Below are 18,412 nucleotides of genomic sequence, written 5' to 3'. Positions count from 1 at the left end.
GCTTGACTGGAGGTAAGAAAAGGAGCTGTCATCAAATGCCTGCATGCATTTTGCGACAGCTCTTTTTTTATATAGAATATTATGATTTGAGAAATGATGCATAGTGGAAAACTGCTTAAGATTTAGAGTATGGAGGAATAATCCATATTTCTCCTGAAACATAATCCTGATAATGAAAGATTAGTTACTCCACTAATTCTGCAAAAGCAGTATTAATACCAAGTGGTCCTGTTTCTCTAACATCACCATCGTACCCGACCCTTACTTTATCACCAATACTAAATTCTGTTTCCGATGCCACAGAAAGGTCTACACTTACTCTATTTCCTGAACTTAAAATATCTCCTTCTTCAATTTCAATAATCGCCATTTCGTTTTCTATCGTTTTAATCGCTCCAATAAACGTATTTTCAGCGTCAGATGTATTGCAGGAAGATAAGATAATATATAAGCAGCTCATAAGTAGATAAAAAAATATCTTTTTCAACGTTTTTTCATCCTCTTTTTCCATTATAAAAGGCAGACTTTTATAAAAAACTAATGCAATGCAATTTCTGCAATCTCAGCCAATTCAAAATCCTGCTCTTTCTTCAAATACGGACTAAAAAAGCTTTCTTCTATTCCTGTCAACTGATAAAAGAAACCCAGGTCAGCCATCCAATCATTATCCATCATACGCTGGATATCAATGATGCCTTCCTTTACTGCATAGTCTATTATTGATTTGATTTTCTGCGGTTTTTGGATAGGCAATATCTCATCTAAAGGCTCCTGCTTTAAATAACCTTTTCGATGAAGTGCAGCATAGAAGTTACGATGTTTTTTTGAATCCAGAATGCCTGATCTTAATGCCTGATAGCCTAAAACTTGAATGGATACAAGCCATTTTTTCTTTAAATCTGCATAAGCATCTGGATTTGTTGGTCTTGCGATTGTTTCAAATTCTTCTTGTAATATATGTTCTGGAAGCAGAAAAGCTCCTGCAAATAAATTTGCTTCATTCTCTATCGCTTTATACTCTTTACGATCTAAGTTTGTAAATTCTACACGATAATGAAGTAATAAATGACCAATTTCATGGGCGATATCGAAATTCCGGCGAACCGCCGAACGTTTTAAATTTCCCAGGATAATAAAAGGTCTATCCTGCTTTGTCCATAAGCTGTAAGCATCGATTTCCTCACCAATTGCCTTTTCAAAAATGAAGATGCCACTTTTTTCAGCCAGAAACATCAGGTTACTATTCGTTGTCTCATCAAGTCCCAGCTCTTTACGTGCAAGTTTGGCTGCTGCTGTAATTTGCCCTGGTCTGTCATCATCAGCTGTGTTCAAATAATCGATGATTCGATTTCTTAGCTGAATAATTTTCTGAGTCGGGTAAGAAATTTTATTGGATAAGTAGTCTACAAATCGATCAAGAAATTCCATATGCTTTGCTTCAGATTGTGTTTTGGACATAAGATTAATTTCTTTGGATCGATAAGCTATATTCATCATATCAATATTCAATTGGCTCTTTGTGCTTTTGAGTGCATCTTTTTTATAAAAATATTTACTTTTAACATGAAATATATGCTTTAAATCATTCACTATCTGCATTTTTGGTGATGTATAATTATTTTCATATTGCCACACTGCCTGCTCCGTTATATTTAACATATCAGAGAGCTGTTTGCGTGAATATCCATGCATCATACGTAAATTAGTCAGATTTTCACCTTGAAACATGTATTGCCCTCCTTGTTGTAAAAATTATTCTTGATCCTCTTCTAAGATGCCAATGTCAAATGCTGCCGGGTCAATTATATCATGATCCTGTTCTGGAGCAATTATGTCTCTTTCTTCATCAGTTAATTCAGAACCCGATATAAAGTCAGAAAGATCCTCAATTAGATAAGCTTTGTTATCATTAGGGTTTGGCAGATAGTGCATTATCTCGGATATTTGATAAGCTTCATCTATTTTATAAGTAAGAATGTGAAACTCATTATAGGATGCTTGTAGATGAGTCAGCTCATCCTTTGCCTGTGTATCCGGTATAAATAAAGAAAGCTGTTCACTCATCTCATTAGAATTATCCGCAGTCTGAGACGTATGCATAAAATCAAGATGTTCATTTATTTTTGAAAGCTCATGAAGATAGGTTCTTTGCGGCTTCTTATGATTAGCGTTCCCAGGAAGAATCACCTGAGAAAAATGATCCTTATTAAAATAGGCTGCATTTTTAATTAAAAAAAGCTTTTTTGTATCTCCATGAATAAATTGTAAATAATCCCATGTTAAACCCGCTTTGGCATGTCTATATGTGAAGTGCAGTCTATCACTATTTTCAGCAAGCTTGCTTTCGATAAAATTACCTTTTGTCCAAGCGAAAGCAGAACTGATTTTCATATTGCGATGACGTTCTTTTCGATGGTCGACATAATCCCGGTAACCTTCTACGATAGCTTCCACAATAAAATTACTGTCGTTTGTGTCAAATTTATATGCATCCATTTAATCACCTCTAAGACATATTTTTATTCGCATTTAAATCTATTTTAATCGAACGGTAAAAAAAAATCTATGAAAAAACGTGTTTTATTTAAAGTAAATGTGAAAATGAATATTTGTTCTAAAGATATAATCCATGCTTTATTTAGTATTTAAAAATATAACCTCATACATAAAGTGGAACATTTACAAGGATTTAAAATTATATTTTAAAATTATATTGATTATTGAAATATAATTTTATATTATTGGTAATAGGAATTCGAAACTGAAAGGCAGGTATTCTATTTTACGATATATGTAAAATTTTCCTGCATCCCAATTTGATGAGAGTGGAGAATAAGATAAGCGGGTGTACCTTGGAAATATATCTGCTGTATAAACGTTATTTTATATATGTGAAAAGCATAAAATGCTAGTACATCAGTATTTCAATACGCAGATATGTTGGGTGAAACAGAATCGAGAAAGGACGTGGAAGAATGTTCGAAAAATTAGCAACAGAGCAGCGTAATTCAGAGACAATGGATATTGATACAAAATCCATCAAAGAAATCTTGGAGATGATAAATAAAGAGGATCAAGCCGTTCCTTTCGTGGTTAGAGAAGAATTAGCAGCTATTGAACAGGCTGTTCATCTCGTCATCGAATCCTTTAAACACCAAGGGAGATTAATATATATTGGCTCAGGAACAAGTGGAAGATTAGGTGTATTGGATGCTTCAGAATGTCCGCCAACCTTTGGTGTATCAAGAGATATGGTTCAGGGCTTAATTTCAGGAGGAATGAAAGCGATTACGGAAGCAGTTGAGAATGCTGAGGACCGGGAAGATATCGCCGAGGAAGATTTAAAGGCAATTGGATTAACCTCGAAGGATACAGTGATCGGGATTGCAGCCAGCGGACGTACACCTTATGTGAAGGGGGGACTTCGCTATGCAAATGCAGTTGGTGCGGCTACTGTGGCAATAAGTAATAATAAAAATGCCGAAATTAGTGCGATTGCCAAGGTAGCGATTGAAGCAGAAACAGGAGCAGAGGTTGTGACAGGTTCAACAAGGCTGAAGGCTGGTACAGCACAAAAATTAATATTAAATATGATTTCTACTACGGCAATGATTGGAATCGGGAAGGTATATCAAAACCTGATGGTAGATCTGCAGCCGACAAACCAAAAGCTGATAGAGCGCTCCAAAAGAATTATTGCAGAGGCAACAGAAGTGGATATGGAAACGGCGGAACGTTACTTATTGGAAGCAAAGCATTCCGTGAAATTAGCTATTGTGATGATTTTATTTCAATGTGATGATGTCCAGGCAAAGGAGAAGCTGAAGGAAGCAAATGGGTTTATTCCTCGTAACAAAGAATAATTTCAACAATCGATCGAAAAAGTATATTGTCAAAATTGAAAGGGGAGGGAACTGTGATGAAAAAGGAAGAAAGATTAGCCAGAGATATTTTAAAACATATTGGCGGTAAGGAGAATATTCGCTCCTTCACCCATTGTATGACACGGGTGCGCATAGATGTTGCCGATGAGACAAAAGTGGATAAAGCTGCTTTAAAAGCGACAGATGGTGTGATGGGTATTATTGAAGATGAAGTCATACAGGTGGTTGTTGGACCTGGAACGGTCAATAAAGTATCTGCTCATATCTCGGATATAACCGGGATAAAAATAGGAGAAGCATCGAACCTCATTGGTGAAGAGGCTGCCAGAGAAACGAAAGAGGGGATAAAACAAAAAAATAATACACCAATAAAAAATCTGCTGCGAAAAATTGGAAGCATTTTCATTCCGTTGATTCCTGGTATTGTCGGTTCCGGAATCATTAACGGAGGACGGGGGTTTCTGGAAAATTCAGGAGTAGATCCTACGTTAACATGGATGCAGCTGCTTGCTGTACTTGGCGGAAGTATTTTTGCTTATCTGGCGATTGTTGTCGGGTGGAATACAGCAAAAGAGTTTGGCGGCACACCTGTATTAGGTGCCATTGCCGGGATTATTACAATGAATCCTGCTTTGGCAGACATCACCATATTCGGCAATGAATTAACCCCTGGCTACGGCGGTCTGATTGGTGCGATGTTTGCAGCCTGGTTAATGGTATTCTTTGAGAAACAAGTTCGTAAACTGATTCCTAGTGCAGTAGATATTATTTTTACACCGATGTTTACGATTCTTATCGTAGGAACGATTACACTGGTGGTCGTACAGCCAATTGCCGGTGTACTGACAGAAGGTATTACGGTGGGCATTCATTGGGTGCTGGATGTAGGCGGCGCTTTTGCTGGTGCCATCTTAGCAGGATTCTTCCTTCCTTTGGTTATGCTGGGACTGCATCATGGATTAACACCAATTCACATGGAGCTTATCAATGCATATAGTGCGACAGCATTACTGCCGATTTTGGCAATGGCTGGAGCAAGTCAAGTAGGTGCCGCAGTTGCTATTTATGTGAAAACAAAGAATAAACGTTTGAAAAATGTGATTAAAGGGGCCTTGCCAGCCGGGTTTTTAGGAATTGGTGAACCGCTTATTTATGGGGTAACTCTGCCGCTGGGGCGTCCATTTATTACAGCTTGTATCGGAGCTTCTGTTGGTGGAGCTTTCCAGGGATTGATGCAGACAGCTTCCTCTGGTATCGGTGTTTCTGGTATTCCATTAATTCCGCTGATTGTGGATAATAAGTTTTTCATCTATTTCATCGGGCTGGTTATCACGTATACAGCAGGATTCATCGTCACATATTTCTTTGGATATAAAGAGGAAATGGCAGATAACTTAGGATAATTCCAAAATGGGAATAAGGGTCTCAGATGCTGGGAGGCTTATTCCCATTCGTGTATATAGAAGAAAAGGAATGGAGGAATAAAAATGTATGGTGTATCTATTTTTCTAAATGAGGGCTCACCGGAAATATGGGAAAGTTATTTGCAAGAAATGAGCCAGGCCGGGGCAGCGGGAATTTTTACATCCTTACATATCCCTGAAGATGATCCAGCTGTCTATCAGGAACGGTTAAAGGCATTAGGTGGACTGGCAAAGAAGTATCAAATGGAGCTGGTGGCAGATGTTTCCCCCAAGTCGTTAAGCTATCTGGGATATGATTGGGAGACAGCAGCAGGGCTGATCCGGTGGGGGGTGACTGGTCTGCGGGTAGATTACGGTATCGAGGAAGAAATTATCGCTCAGTTATCACATGTGATGAAGGTGGCTTTAAATGCCAGCACGATGACGGAAGCGAGTATCCAGCATATGAAATCGCTGGGAGGAAATCTAAACCAGATGGAAGCGTGGCATAATTATTATCCGCGCCCGGAAACAGGGCTGGATTTAGAGGGTTTTAATAAAAAGAATCAATGGCTGCATCAGCTTGGAATCGGGGTAATGGCATTTGTTCCCGGTGAAGAAACATTGCGTGCGCCACTCTATGAGCGGCTTCCTACGCTGGAAAAGCATCGGTATAGTTCAAGTTTTTCTGCTTTTATTGAATTAGCGCATAATGAATGGGTGGACCATATTTATATTGGTGATCCAGGACTGGGAGCAAAAACAATGGAACAATTAAAGCATTATCATCAGGATAATACCTTTCTTTTGGAGGCAAAGCCAGCCGTGGAAAACAGGGGTTTATTAGGGCTTTTGAACAGTGGACATACCAATCGCATGGATGCAGCAAGGGATGTCATTCGATCACAGGAATCGAGAGGCTATGCCCTGCCAGGCAGCCAATCTGTTGAACCGGAGAATACAGCAGCCCGTCCAAAAGGATCAATTACCATAGATAATGAGCTTTATGGCAGATACCAGGGAGAAGTACAAATAACAAAGGTTGATTTACCAGCAGATACACGTGTTAATGTCCTTGGACAGATACATGAAAAAGATATCCAGCTCCTTGATTATATAGGCGGGGGTACAGCTTTCCGATTTCAGCTTAGTGACAACAGGTCGAGGTGAATGATTTGTCTTGCGGAATAAAGTTGTACTTCAATAAAACGGGCACTTTTATCATCTCGACTTCTAAAAGCGCTCGTTTTATTTTATGATCCACCTCAATGTTTCAAAAATAACCCCTCAAAACCAAGATACCCAGTGTTTCTTTATACGAACTTTATTTATATATAATGCTATGTGACGATCCTTCATTTGATGTTTCATAGTATTAAACTATTTGCCATGAAAAATATAATCACAAGGGATAATTACATTTTCTGTTCCATTTGTTTTTTCAATTCAAATCATCTAAAATGATAATTTGGAATCATCATTCTTTGGGACCAAGTTTATTTGGAAAACAAGAAGTTTACATGATAAAGGAGCAGGAAAGATGAGTTATTTAAAAGATAAAGGTTATGCGCGGTATGATTTGATGCGGCAATTAGCCTATGAAGGAATAGAAGCGGATTATCAAGCTTTATTAGACTATTTCGATGATCTTCCTATAGATGAATACGCGAAAGAGTTAAATCGTTATAGAAGATATTCGCGTGCACTGGTGCTGCCAACCTCTGGTAAGGTGGGATGGCTGCCGACATTAATGAAAAATGAGAAGGAATATTCCGCATACTTCCAAGGGAAATTTAATCCGGAGTATCCAGGCTCTTACCGGGAGTTTCCTTGTATAGATAAAGAAATACAGGCGAATAAACTATTAGAAAAAATTATTCTGTTTGATTACCATGAAACGTTTTGGAAGGAAGAAGACAGGATTATGCCGATCCACGTTGGTGTACATTTTGTAAAGCTTTATGTAGAAAATGATTCGGATCAAGCTGTTTCTTCACCGAATTGTTTTCATCAGGATGGAGAACCGTTTACCTTTGCTCATTTAATGAAAAGAGAGAATGTCAAAGGGGGTACGAATGCTATCGGTTTTCCAAAAGCAGCCGGGGAAAATTTTGATACGGTTGATCAGGATGATGTGATAGAGGTTTTTGAAATAACAAAGCCATTGGAATCATATGGTGTAAAGGATTCCGCTGTTTCTCATTATGTCAGCCCGATTGAAAAAGGAGATGCTGATGAAGCGGGTGTACGGTCTGTGATCCTCATTGATTATCAGCAGACGGTTGTAGCAGATGTGGATGATAAATAAGCAGATAAAGTGAAACTTCATTCAGTGGGGGGCTTTTCATCCCCACTTAGAATTTTTGATCTTTCTCTATTCTTGAAGTGGGAGTCTTACAAAAGCTCTTCGATGGGGCGAGTAATCGCAGTCCCAGTCCCAGCCGGTTACACTGCGATAAAAGTGTCAAAGGACAGTCCATTTGAATGACGGTGAGTCGTCAGGAAGAGTGGGCTGTTCTTCTGCAAGGTCTCCGAATAAGAAAGCCCGTTTCTTTAGATGTGGGAGTCATCAGAAAACAAAGCCCCTATAAAAAATGGTATGTGATAGGGGCTATAGATGAATGCTAGTTCACTGTTTTTGTCGCCGGTTACTCTGCTATATTTAATACAAACTCTAAATCAGCCTGTAAATGCTCTTGCATCAGCTTACTTGCTTCCTCCGGGGCATGTCTTTCAATAGCGTCACAAATATTGCTGTGTTCATCCAGTAAGAAAGGTCTGTTATGAAAAACAACAGTATGGCTAAACATATAGATAATTGCCTGCATACGATCGACCGTCTCAATCATAATAGGGTTGCGGGATTCTTTGACAATATAATCGTGGAACTGCTTATTAAAGTGAATAATTTCTTCAGGGTCCTCAGCCTGCTTGGCTTTTTCAATGGCTGAACGTATGATGGCAATATTATCCGGAACCATGAATTTAGCGGCTTTTGAAGCAGCATACCCCTCAATAAGGATACGCATCTCGAACATATGGCGAATATCTGTAGGGGAAGGCTGCAAGATACGCTTGTTTTTTATTAAACCTTCCTGCTCCAGACGCCGGATAGCTTCTCTGACAGGTGTGCGGCTAATTTGTAATTCTTTTGCTAATTTATCTTCTATGAGTTTTGTTTGTCCTTCATATTTGCCTTGTAAAATACGGTCTCTAATTGTTTCATAGGCATAAATTTGAGCAGTTTTTGCTTTCTTGGTCATTTTCAAGTTCTCCTTATTCACTTAAGTAAAATGATTTATTTCGTTCTCTTAATGGTTTTTCTCTCCTGTTTTAGAAGAAACATGAGAATCGGCAGGGTACTATGAACCGCGAAAAGGATATTTTATGTCTAATAAAAAACCTCTATTGATAATTATATCAAAAGAGGTTTTAAAGCAACATATTTTCTATTTGTACAAATGGAAAGGATTCTTGTAGTGGATTCTCCTCTTTTAATAAAAAATGCTAAATTTAAAGAAAGTCACGCTGACCAGCAGCTTATTTCTCTCATCACACCTTTCTGTATTTTCTTTTATAAATTTTAGCAGCGGGTAAGAAAATTATTTGTAACCGTTTTCTAAAAATGTATACTAAAAATAATAAATTGTATACATTTTGTTGTAAATGGCTAATTATCATGCTAGAATAATTTTTAAGTGATTTGTGAGAGTCGTATTTTTAAAGGGATTTCCTGATGAAATAGGGCTTTGAAGTAATATAACTACGGTCTTAGGCTACCTTTTATAAAAATCAAGTAGTTGTATAACGGGTATGAAACCGGAGAGGAGGAGCAGCTGTTAAAAATTTTTAAATGGCCAAAAAAGAAATCGTTTGCAAATAGAATTTAGTTTATAAATAAAGAATTCCGTTACGGGGAAAGAGAAGATAAAAGTTTTGTAAATGTTTTTGGCTGGATGCGTAATTGCAGTCCCAGTCCTATAAGTAAATGCATATTCACTGATAACGGCATGCTCAGCATGGGTAACCAAGCTGTAGAGGTTTAGCATCGCATTTTGTTCTTCCCTGAGAAGTTACAGAAGGAAGGAAAATTTGACTTTTTAAACAGTGGGCAGACTGATTTTAAAAGGATAAAACATATTCGCTATGAAAACGCTTTAACGGTGAAGGTTTTATTCAGCAGGGAAGAGATCGGGAAGTAAGAGAGCAAACAATAGAGGGGAAGATAAAATATGTTGACGGGTAATGGATTAATTATTGGGTTTATTATTGCTTTAGTAATTCTGTTTGTACTGATTATTCGTTTTAAATGGGATGCTTTTATTGCATTATTAGTTGTTGCGATTGGGATTGGTCTAGTTTCAACTATTCCGGCTAATGAGGTGCCTGGCGTTATCGCGACAGGCTTTGGTAATACGCTTGCCGGTGTAGGGATTCTAATTGGCTTAGGGATTATTTTTGGTCAATTTTTAGCTGCTTCGGGTGCAATAGAAAAGATTGCCAGCTCCATGCTGAAAACTTTTGGCGTAAAAAATTCACCGTACGCACTTGCTGCAACATCAACAACTGTTGCTATTCCGGTATTTTTTGATGCTGCATTTATTATTCTGCATAAATTGGTGTATAGCTTGTCATTACGGACAAAGATTTCTTTAGCGACATTAGTAGCAATTTTATCTATTGGGCTGATTGTGTCTCACAGTTTAATTATTCCAACACCGGGTCCATTAGTTGTTGCTGACCAAATGGGTGTCGATATTGGTGTTTTCTTCTTATATGGGTTACTCGTAGCGATTCCGGCAACGCTTGTCGGCGGAGTCATCTATGGAAAAATAATCGGAAGTCGAATTCCTAATGGAAATCGTTTAGATGATGCAAAGGAGGAACTAAAGGAGAACGCGAAAGCAGAAAGAGATCCAGACCGCAAGGAAATTCCAACTTGGTTAGCTTATGCGATGCTTGCTTTACCAATTGTATTGATTCTATCTAATACAGTTGTTAATAACGTTATCCTCAGTGACAATCCAGAAGCTTTGCTCGGAAAAGTTTTTGCTGTCATCGGTGATAAAAACAGTGCATTACTTATCAGTGTCATTGTTGCTACTTTTGTATTAAGTCCGTATATTAAAGAGAAAACAAGCACAGTCATGAAAGAGGCATTTGATTCTTCAGGAATGGTTTTATTAATTACCGGTGCTGGTGGAGCTTTTGGACAGGTTGTTCAGCAAACTGGTTTGGGAGATTTACTTGTAGATTTGATGACAGGGCTTCAGATGCCTGCACTCATTTTAGGATTTATTTTTGCGCAGATTTTAAGGGCCTCCTTAGGAAGTGCAACTGTGGCGTTAGTTACAACATCAACGATTTTAGGGCCATTAGCGGCAGACTTAGGTGCATCGCCGGTTCTGTTAGGACTTGCAATTGCTGCAGGTGGTATTGGTCTATCCTTACCAAATGATTCCGGCTTCTGGGTAGTAAATAAATTTGGACGCTTATCTGTCCCGGAAACCATTCGTGTATGGAGCTTAGGTGGATTTGCAGCCGGTGTGACAGCACTGGTGATGGTACATCTATTGAGTGCCATTTCTGGTTTCTTACCAGGTCTTTAATAATATAACGGAGAGAGGTTGTTGATGCTTTCATGTCAACAGCCCTCTTGTACGTTTAAATTTCAGAGGAAAAGGTGGATAAAAAATATGAAAAAAAGTATTGGATTTATTGGATTAGGAATTATGGGAATGCCGATGACAAGGAATCTATTAAAAGCAGGATTCCAGGTAACTGCTTTCGACTTGAATCAGGAGGCTGTGAAAGCTATTGCTGAGGAAGGTGCGATACCAGCGATATCGGGAAAAGAAGCAGCAGAAAATAGTGATGTGATTATTACAATGCTTCCTAAAGGAGAGCATGTTCGGGCAGCTCTTTTTGGTCCGGGTGGTGTGGTAGAAGGAGCGAAACAAGGGACAGTTATCGTGGATATGAGCTCTGTACAACCGGCAGAGTCGAAGCAATTATCCCTTGATGCAAAAGAGCATGGGATTTCCTTCTTAGATGCTCCGGTAAGCGGTGGAGAGCCTGGAGCCATCGATGGAACACTTGCTATCATGGTGGGCGGGGAGTCATCCGATTTTGAAAATGTAAAGCCGGTCTTAGAAGCAATGGGAAATAATGTGGTTTTAGTTGGTGATTCTGGTTGTGGTTCAACAGCGAAGTTAGCTAATCAGATTATTGTTAATTTGAATATTGCAGCTGTATCCGAGGCGGTTACGCTGGCGGCCAAAGCGGGTATTGATGTAGAGAAGATGTATCAGGCTATCCGCGGAGGGTTGGCTGGAAGTGCGGTTCTTGATGCGAAGGCGCCGATGATGCTTGATCGTAATTTTGTCGCTGGTGGGCGTATAGATATTAATATGAAAGATATTACAAATGTGATGGACACTGCCCATGATTTGCATGTGCCACTGCCGCTGTCCAGTCAACTATTGGAGATTTTCCACTCCTTAGCCAGCGATGGCAAAGAAGCATTGGATCATGCGAGTATTGTGCAGCACTATGAAAAATTAGCAAATGTAACAGTGAAAAGAGAGGGAGTGGAGTAAGATGGCAGAAACGCTAAATGCAAAAGAGGCTTTGAGCAAGATCAAAGAAGTCGATAGAGAGCAAACACGATCTGCGCTGCAAGCAGAATTAGCGGATTCTCCTTATAAAATTGTTGTTCTCGATGATGATCCAACAGGAATCCAGACAGTACACGGCGTATCTGTGTATACAAATTGGGATAAAAAATCGATTGAGGCCGGATTTAATGAAGAAGAGAGTATGTTTTTCATTTTAACAAATTCACGCGGCTTTACAGAGCAGGAAACCATTCGCTGTCATACAGATATTGCTGATCGTGTACAAGCTGTATCTGAAGAGAAAGGTATTCCTTATATGCTAATCAGCCGTTCAGATTCTACCATGCGCGGGCATTATCCATTAGAAACAGAGGTGCTCAGACAGACTATTGAAGAGAAAGGAGCAGCCTCTTTTGACGGGGAAGTGATTATTCCATTTTTTAAAGAGGGCGGCAGGTTTACGATTAATAATATTCACTATGTACAAGATGGGGATGTCTTAGTTCCGGCTGGACAGACCGAATTTGCGAAGGATAGAACCTTTGGCTTTACTGCTTCAGACCTTGGAGAATGGGTAGAGGAAAAAACAAATGGACGTTATACAAAAGAAAATACGATCTATATTTCCTTAGAAGATTTACGCAATCAGGAAGTAGATAAAATTAAGAAACAACTGCTTGCGGCAAAGGACTTTCAAAAAATTGTTGTCAATGCAGCCGGCTATGAGGATGTGGAGGTTTTTGCTACCGCATTTATTCAAGCTACTCGTGCCGGTAAGTATTTTATTTGCCGCAGTGCCGCGGCTTTAACAAAAGTGCTCGGTGGAATTAGCGACAAGCCTTTATTAACGAGAGAAGAGATGCTTATTTCTAAAAGCAGAGAAAACGGCGGTTTAGTAGCAGTTGGTTCGCATGTGAAAAAGACAACGGAGCAGTTGCAGCATTTATTAGATAGTGGACTAGTACAGGGAATTGAATTTGATGTGCACCTCGTTCAGGATGAAGAAAAGTTTAAAAAAGAAACAGAGCGGGTTCGCCTTGCTTGTGAAAAAGCCATTAAAAATGGTCAATCTGTCGTTTACTATACACGCAGAGAGCGTCTTGATCTGGGTGAAAACAAAAGAGAAGAAGAACTAAAGCAGTCTGTTAAAATCTCTGATGCTGTAACGAGCATTGTAAAGGATCTGGCGGTGCAGCCGAGCTATATCGTTGCCAAAGGAGGAATTACCTCCAGCAGTATTGGTACGGAAGGTTTATCTGTAAAAAGAGCAGAAGTTGCAGGACAGGTAAAACCGGGGATTCCAGTTTGGAGGACAGGATCAGAGAGTAAATTTCCAAATTCTGCGTATATTATCTTTCCGGGAAATGTGGGGCAACCAGAAACATTAAAAGATGTTGTTGCTGTTTTAGAAGGGAAGGCATAAAAAAATTATGCTAAGCTCAAAAAATATCATCTAAAATGAAAAATCAATGCATACATTTTTGTATAACGGGTATACTATATTATACCTTTGTTCTTTTAAAAACCAAAGGTATTGCATTGACAGATGATACCCTCTTGGATTAGAATAAGGGTGTAAAGAAAGACTTACGCGAATCACTTGAGAGTGTGAAAAAGAGCTGACTGATTACCAGCTCTTTTTCTTTTGTTATAACAAGTATAAAACAAAAAAACCGCCATGCAACATTACATGGCGGAAAAAACTAGGAAAACCAGTCTTTGATGTGGGATATAATTTTACAAAGGTTGATTAGGCCTTCCATTATATCCTTTCTTCTACGTTGGTTCTCACGTAGTTTTTCTTGCTTACGCTTCTTTCTGTTCACTTGAGAGTGCACCTCCCTTCCAGGAGGGTTTTGCATGCGAAACACGCAAGTAAACTTGTGTGCTGCACACTTTTTTATTGTATCATAAATCCGATAGAACGAACAAGTGATCGTAAATCCTGTTTCACATTACTTATTTATAAACGCTTCATAGCAGGTTCATAAATAGATTTTAACGTTTGCACACTATGGTTGAACTTTTCCTGTTCCTCCTCATTCATCGGCACTTCAATGATTTCACGGATGCCGGAGCGGTTAATGATGGATGGAACGCCAATACATACATCTTCTACACCATATTGTCCTTGTAAATAACTGCTCGTTGTCAAAACAATATTTTCATTTCTTAGGATAGCTTCTGTGATTCGTGCTAAACTCATTGCAATCCCATAGAAGGTTGCGCCTTTTTTCTCAATAATATGATAAGCTGCATCCCGAACCTCTTCAAAGATCTGGTCAAGATCTTCTGTCTTATAGCCTTCATGATTTTTCAAATACGTATCAAGCGGTACTGGGCCTACGGTTGCCCGGCTCCAAAGGGGAAGCTCTGTATCGCCATGTTCACCAATAATATAAGCATGTACAGCTTTTGGTGAGATGTCGAAATATTCTCCAAGCTTATAGCGAAGGCGGGCAGAGTCTAATGTTGTTCCGCTGCCGATGACACGATGGGCAGGCAGGCCGCTGAATTCAATAACGGCTTGTGTCAAGACATCTACAGGATTTGTTGCAATGAGGAAGATGCCATCAAAACCGCTGTCCATCACATCATGAACAATGCCTTTAAATATTTTCATGTTTTTTTCTACAAGGTCTAAACGTGTTTCACCCGGCTTTTGATTCGCTCCGGCGCAAATGCAAACAATATCTGCGTCTTTACAGTCCTGATATTCGCCCAGCCAAACATTGGTCGGAGCAGGTGCAAAAGCTTTCCCGTGGTTCAGGTCCCATACATCGCCAAGAGCTTTATCTGCAAATAAATCAATAATAGCTAACTCTTCTGTAATCCCCTGGTTTATGAGTGAAAATGCATAGCTGACACCAACGGAGCCGGATCCGATTAATACGACGCGATTTACTTTGTTATCATTTGCTTTCATTTCAAAACACATCCTTCAAGTAGTATGAAAATTATTTCTTACTTACATTGTGAATTATATCACAATATAAGTCAATAGTTTCTTGGCTGTTTCGGATATAGAAGGATGAAATAATACTTGTCTTTTTAGTGGGAACATGTATAATATTTCTAAACTCTAGATATATGCTATTAAAAGCGTTGAAGAGAAGAGTACATATAAGGGAAGCATAACAGAGAACTCCAGAAGCTGAGAAGGAGTGTGTGGAACTATATGGAACCAAGCCTCGAAGCTGCACATCGGATTATTGAATGATGATGTGCCGGTTCTTCCGTTATCGAGAAAAGCAATGATTGATTCTGTTGCTTATAGAGGTTTTTGCAGTGATGCAGAAACAGAATGAGGTGGTACCACGACCTTCTGTGATATAAGAAGTCCCGTCCTCAAAGTTTAAATAACTTTGAGGATGAGGGCTTTTTTTATTTAAAAAAAAGAGAGGAGAGATTTGATGGAAGGAACTTGGGAAAGGTGGAAAAACACCTCATTACTATTAACGGGGATTGGTGTATCTAATTTAGGAGCATGGGTATACCTGATTGCATTAAATTTAATTATTTTAGAAATGACAGGCTCTCCGCTTGCTGTTTCTGTACTGTATATTCTGATTCCCTTGGCAGCAATGTTCACTAATTTTTGGGCAGGCTCATTGATTGACCGTTTGAATCAAAAGCATATGATGGTTAGCCTGGACGTATTTCGGGCGGGACTTATTTTTATTCTTCCTTTTCTAGACTCATTATTGCTTATCTATATTTTAGTATTTGGCGTTAATGTAGCCAGCGCAATGTTTGAGCCGGCATCTGTTGTCTATATGACGAAGCTGATCCCTAAAAGAGATAGACAGCGGTTCAATGCACTCCGTAACTTTATCAATTCTTGCGGATTTATTTTGGGACCGTCTGTTGCAGGAGCATTATTTATGATGGGCAGTCCTTCCTTTGCTATATTTATGAATGCTGTAGCATTATGTATCTCTGCCATAATTATTCTTTTTCTTCCTGACCTGCATGGGCAAGTTAAGGTACACGATAGTATGAATATGCAGTCAGTCATTTCGGATTGGAAGAGGATTCTTGCGTATGGTGGTAATCATAAATATATTACCTTGATTTATATTTTATTTGGTGGCGTAACAGTTTTCATGACTGGGCTAGACTCGTTGGAGGCTGCTTTTGCGATGGAGGTCCTGTTATTGGATGAAAGCACCTATAGCTTTTTGGTTAGTATTGCAGGCGCAGGAATTGTAGCGGGATCTTTGATTAATGCTTTATTTGCTAAGCTTTTAAAAATCAATGTGCTGATGGGGCTTGGGGTTATACTTACTCCTGCTGGTTATTTGATTTTTGCTTTCTCAACAGATTTTCGAACAGCAGCAATCGGTTTTTTTCTATTAACCTTTGCACTTTCCTTTGCCAACACAGGCTTTCTGACCTTTTATCAGAATAATATTCCTGTGGAGATTATGGGACGTTTTTCTGCGGTTTTTGGTATGGTGGAAGCGGCTTTTATTGTTTTATTGACATTAGCGATTGGAATAGCTGCTGAGTTAATGGACATTAGACTGGTTTATATAGTGGGTTCTTTCTTGTTTTTAGGATTGGGAATGGGCTTTTATTTTATAATACAAAGGAGGAATTATCGAAAATATTATCAAGGTAATTGAAAATATGAAAGGTGATGACGAAAATCAGTATAGAGGGAAAGGCTGTTTTTATTCCCTCTATATAAATGATTAACCTGATACGCTTTAACTTATTTTTCAACTTCTTTCTTTAAATATGCAAGGACGGAATCTGGCAACGGAATACCTTCTTTTTCTCTTTTTTGTGCATTTATCATTTCTATTTCTCCGGGAACATAGATTCTTTCCACATTCGGACCTGGAGAAGTTTCTCTTAATTCCCGAATCATTTGATCAAGACGAGCGGTAAATACATCAACGGAAACAAATTTTGCTGGATCGATTGCCATAAAGAAGTGTCCTAACTCCCGATTTTTATCATATTCTCCGTACATTTTGGAAACATGCGGTCCAAAAGCTGCTCCAGTCAGCATGGCGGAGAATATTTCAACAACCATGGCCAGACCGTATCCTTTTGGCCCGCCAAAGGGTGATAACGCTACTACTTTATCTGGGTCATGGGTAGACTCCCCGCTTTCGTCAACTCCCCAGCCATGCGGGATGCTTTCTCCTTTTTCTTTTGCATTTAAAATTTTTCCCAATGCTACGGTACTTGTGGCAAAGTCTAATATGATTGGTTCTTCCTTCTTTGCCGGAAAGCCAAAAGCAATTGGATTCGTGCCGAAGAAGGGCTCTGATCCGCCAAAAGGAACAACGATTTTATCCGTGTGCGTCATTGCAATACCGATTAAATGATGCTGTGCGGCTTGTTCAACAAAATAAGATAAGGCACCGCAATGACTGCTATTCTTTACTGCCACAGCTCCAGTCCCTGCTTCTTTCGCTTGGTTGATGGCGATATCCATGGCTGTTTTCGAAATATAATGTCCAAATCCGTTATCTCCATCTACAATGCTGGTCGAAGGAGAGGTTTCCGTTACTTGCAGCTGTGCCGCTGGATTAATTCCGCCGGCTTGAATTCGTTTAATATAATGCTCTACTCTTAAAACGCCATGAGAATCTACACCTCTCAGATTTGCATGAACAAGTACATCCGCAATAGCATCAGCGGCATCCTCTGCCACACCATACTTTATAAAGATTTGTTTAGTTGTATCCAGTAACTCTTTTCTCGAAATCATAAAAATTTCTCCTCCTTTTTATGCAAACGCTTAAATTTATACTAGCATACTTGTATGGTAGTGTGGTAGAATGAATTTCAGAAAGGAGTTAAGAAAATGTTAAATCGTACTAAATTTAAACATTCAACGAGAGATTTTGTTTATGATACATTGCGAGAATCGATTATGGATTTGGAATTGCCACCGGGCACAGCGATTTCTGAGAAAGAGGTTGCTGAGGAATTAGAGGTCAGCCGCACGCCAGTTAGAGAGGCTTTCCTGAGATTAACGGAGGATGAGCTTTTAACGGTACTGCCGCAAAGAGGATCTTTTGTTGCTTTGATCGATTTAGATCATGTAGAAGAAGCGCGTTTTTTACGGGAACAAGCGGAAGTAGGAATTATTCGTCTGGCTTGTGAGGTCTTCTCAGAAAAACATTTGGAACAATTGGAACAAAACCTGAAGGAACAAAAAAAAGCCCGTGATGAAAATGATGAGAACACATTGTTTGTCCTGGACAGGGAATTTCATCGTCTGCTTGCAGAAGGAACAGACAAGCAGCGTGTATGGAAGGTGATTCAAAGGATGGACACACACTCGATGCGACTTCGGAAATTAAGCATGGCATTAAAATTTAATTGGGAAAAACTAGTTGATCAACATGAGGCAATGGTAGAGGCAATAAAGGAAAAGAATCAGGAAAAGGCTGAGGAGCTGATTCGAGAGCATTTGGCATTGTTAATATACGATCAAAAGGCATTAAGGGAGAACTATCCAGATTATTTTAGTTAAAAAAGTATG

The 18,412-nt window shown here is 39.1% G+C and carries 15 protein-coding genes and 1 other annotated feature; of the genes, 9 read left to right on the top strand and 6 right to left on the bottom strand.

Features of this window, described 5'->3' with window-relative positions:
• Positions 1-184 precede the first annotated feature (184 nt).
• Genes FLK20_RS18945 through FLK20_RS18935 form a run of 3 tightly spaced genes read right to left on the bottom strand, consistent with a single transcriptional unit; the run spans position 185 to position 2,496 of the window.
• The gene (locus FLK20_RS18945; protein WP_152658160.1) at positions 185-487 is read right to left on the bottom strand and encodes a hypothetical protein; all 303 of its coding nucleotides are present in this window, start codon (positions 485-487) and stop codon (positions 185-187) included.
• A 50-nt stretch (positions 488-537) separates the two neighbouring features.
• Positions 538-1,728 (bottom strand): spr1629 family repressor/antitoxin, encoded by a 1,191-nt coding sequence (locus tag FLK20_RS18940; protein ID WP_152658159.1) that lies wholly within the window; start codon positions 1,726-1,728, stop codon positions 538-540.
• A gap of 24 nt (positions 1,729-1,752) precedes the next feature.
• The gene (locus FLK20_RS18935; protein WP_152658158.1) at positions 1,753-2,496 is read right to left on the bottom strand and encodes a spr1630 family ClpXP-sensitive toxin; all 744 of its coding nucleotides are present in this window, start codon (positions 2,494-2,496) and stop codon (positions 1,753-1,755) included.
• Between the two features lie 479 nt (positions 2,497-2,975).
• Here FLK20_RS18935 and murQ point away from each other — a divergent pair, with 479 nt between their 5' ends.
• From murQ to FLK20_RS18915, 4 genes are all read left to right on the top strand, one after another.
• Complete coding sequence (gene murQ, locus FLK20_RS18930) at positions 2,976-3,863, top strand: N-acetylmuramic acid 6-phosphate etherase (protein WP_152658157.1); 888 nt, start codon at positions 2,976-2,978, stop codon at positions 3,861-3,863.
• Positions 3,864-3,919: 56 nt separating this feature from the next.
• Positions 3,920-5,287: a PTS transporter subunit EIIC gene (locus FLK20_RS18925; protein WP_152658156.1), complete on the top strand. Its 1,368-nt coding sequence runs from the start codon at positions 3,920-3,922 to the stop codon at positions 5,285-5,287.
• 84 nt (positions 5,288-5,371) lie between these two features.
• On the top strand, positions 5,372-6,457 hold the full coding sequence (locus FLK20_RS18920) for a DUF871 domain-containing protein (RefSeq protein ID WP_152658155.1): 1,086 nt from the start codon (positions 5,372-5,374) through the stop codon (positions 6,455-6,457).
• 370 nt (positions 6,458-6,827) lie between these two features.
• On the top strand, positions 6,828-7,595 hold the full coding sequence (locus FLK20_RS18915) for a 2OG-Fe dioxygenase family protein (RefSeq protein ID WP_152658154.1): 768 nt from the start codon (positions 6,828-6,830) through the stop codon (positions 7,593-7,595).
• A gap of 340 nt (positions 7,596-7,935) precedes the next feature.
• Here FLK20_RS18915 and FLK20_RS18910 read toward each other — a convergent pair whose 3' ends face one another.
• Positions 7,936-8,550: a GntR family transcriptional regulator gene (locus tag FLK20_RS18910; protein ID WP_152658153.1), complete on the bottom strand. Its 615-nt coding sequence runs from the start codon at positions 8,548-8,550 to the stop codon at positions 7,936-7,938.
• A gap of 969 nt (positions 8,551-9,519) precedes the next feature.
• Here FLK20_RS18910 and FLK20_RS18905 point away from each other — a divergent pair.
• From FLK20_RS18905 to FLK20_RS18895, 3 genes are all read left to right on the top strand, one after another.
• Complete coding sequence (locus FLK20_RS18905; RefSeq protein WP_152658152.1) at positions 9,520-10,896, top strand: GntP family permease; 1,377 nt, start codon at positions 9,520-9,522, stop codon at positions 10,894-10,896.
• Positions 10,897-10,983: 87 nt separating this feature from the next.
• Positions 10,984-11,886 (top strand): 2-hydroxy-3-oxopropionate reductase, encoded by a 903-nt coding sequence (gene garR / locus FLK20_RS18900; protein WP_152658151.1) that lies wholly within the window; start codon positions 10,984-10,986, stop codon positions 11,884-11,886.
• Between the two features lies 1 nt (position 11,887).
• Positions 11,888-13,327: a four-carbon acid sugar kinase family protein gene (locus tag FLK20_RS18895; RefSeq protein ID WP_152658150.1), complete on the top strand. Its 1,440-nt coding sequence runs from the start codon at positions 11,888-11,890 to the stop codon at positions 13,325-13,327.
• Between the two features lie 540 nt (positions 13,328-13,867).
• Here FLK20_RS18895 and FLK20_RS18890 read toward each other — a convergent pair.
• Positions 13,868-14,830, bottom strand: coding sequence for an L-lactate dehydrogenase (locus FLK20_RS18890; protein ID WP_152658149.1), 963 nt, complete (start codon positions 14,828-14,830; stop codon positions 13,868-13,870).
• 170 nt (positions 14,831-15,000) lie between these two features.
• Positions 15,001-15,257: a binding site (T-box leader), on the top strand.
• 60 nt (positions 15,258-15,317) lie between these two features.
• Here FLK20_RS18890 and FLK20_RS18885 point away from each other — a divergent pair.
• Positions 15,318-16,532: an MFS transporter gene (locus FLK20_RS18885; protein ID WP_152658148.1), complete on the top strand. Its 1,215-nt coding sequence runs from the start codon at positions 15,318-15,320 to the stop codon at positions 16,530-16,532.
• An 89-nt stretch (positions 16,533-16,621) separates the two neighbouring features.
• On the opposite strand, the gene allD is transcribed toward FLK20_RS18885, so the two are convergent.
• Positions 16,622-17,632 (bottom strand): ureidoglycolate dehydrogenase, encoded by a 1,011-nt coding sequence (gene allD, locus FLK20_RS18880; protein WP_152658147.1) that lies wholly within the window; start codon positions 17,630-17,632, stop codon positions 16,622-16,624.
• A 96-nt stretch (positions 17,633-17,728) separates the two neighbouring features.
• Here allD and FLK20_RS18875 point away from each other — a divergent pair, with 96 nt between their 5' ends.
• The gene (locus tag FLK20_RS18875; protein ID WP_152658146.1) at positions 17,729-18,403 is read left to right on the top strand and encodes a GntR family transcriptional regulator; all 675 of its coding nucleotides are present in this window, start codon (positions 17,729-17,731) and stop codon (positions 18,401-18,403) included.
• The last annotated feature ends 9 nt before the right edge of the window (positions 18,404-18,412 follow it).

The organism is Oceanobacillus sp. CFH 90083, from assembly GCF_009389585.1.
Lineage (GTDB): Bacteria > Bacillota > Bacilli > Bacillales > Amphibacillaceae > Oceanobacillus.
The sequence above is the reverse complement of the archived record's forward strand: the minus strand, read 5'-3'. Positions and strand labels throughout refer to the sequence as shown.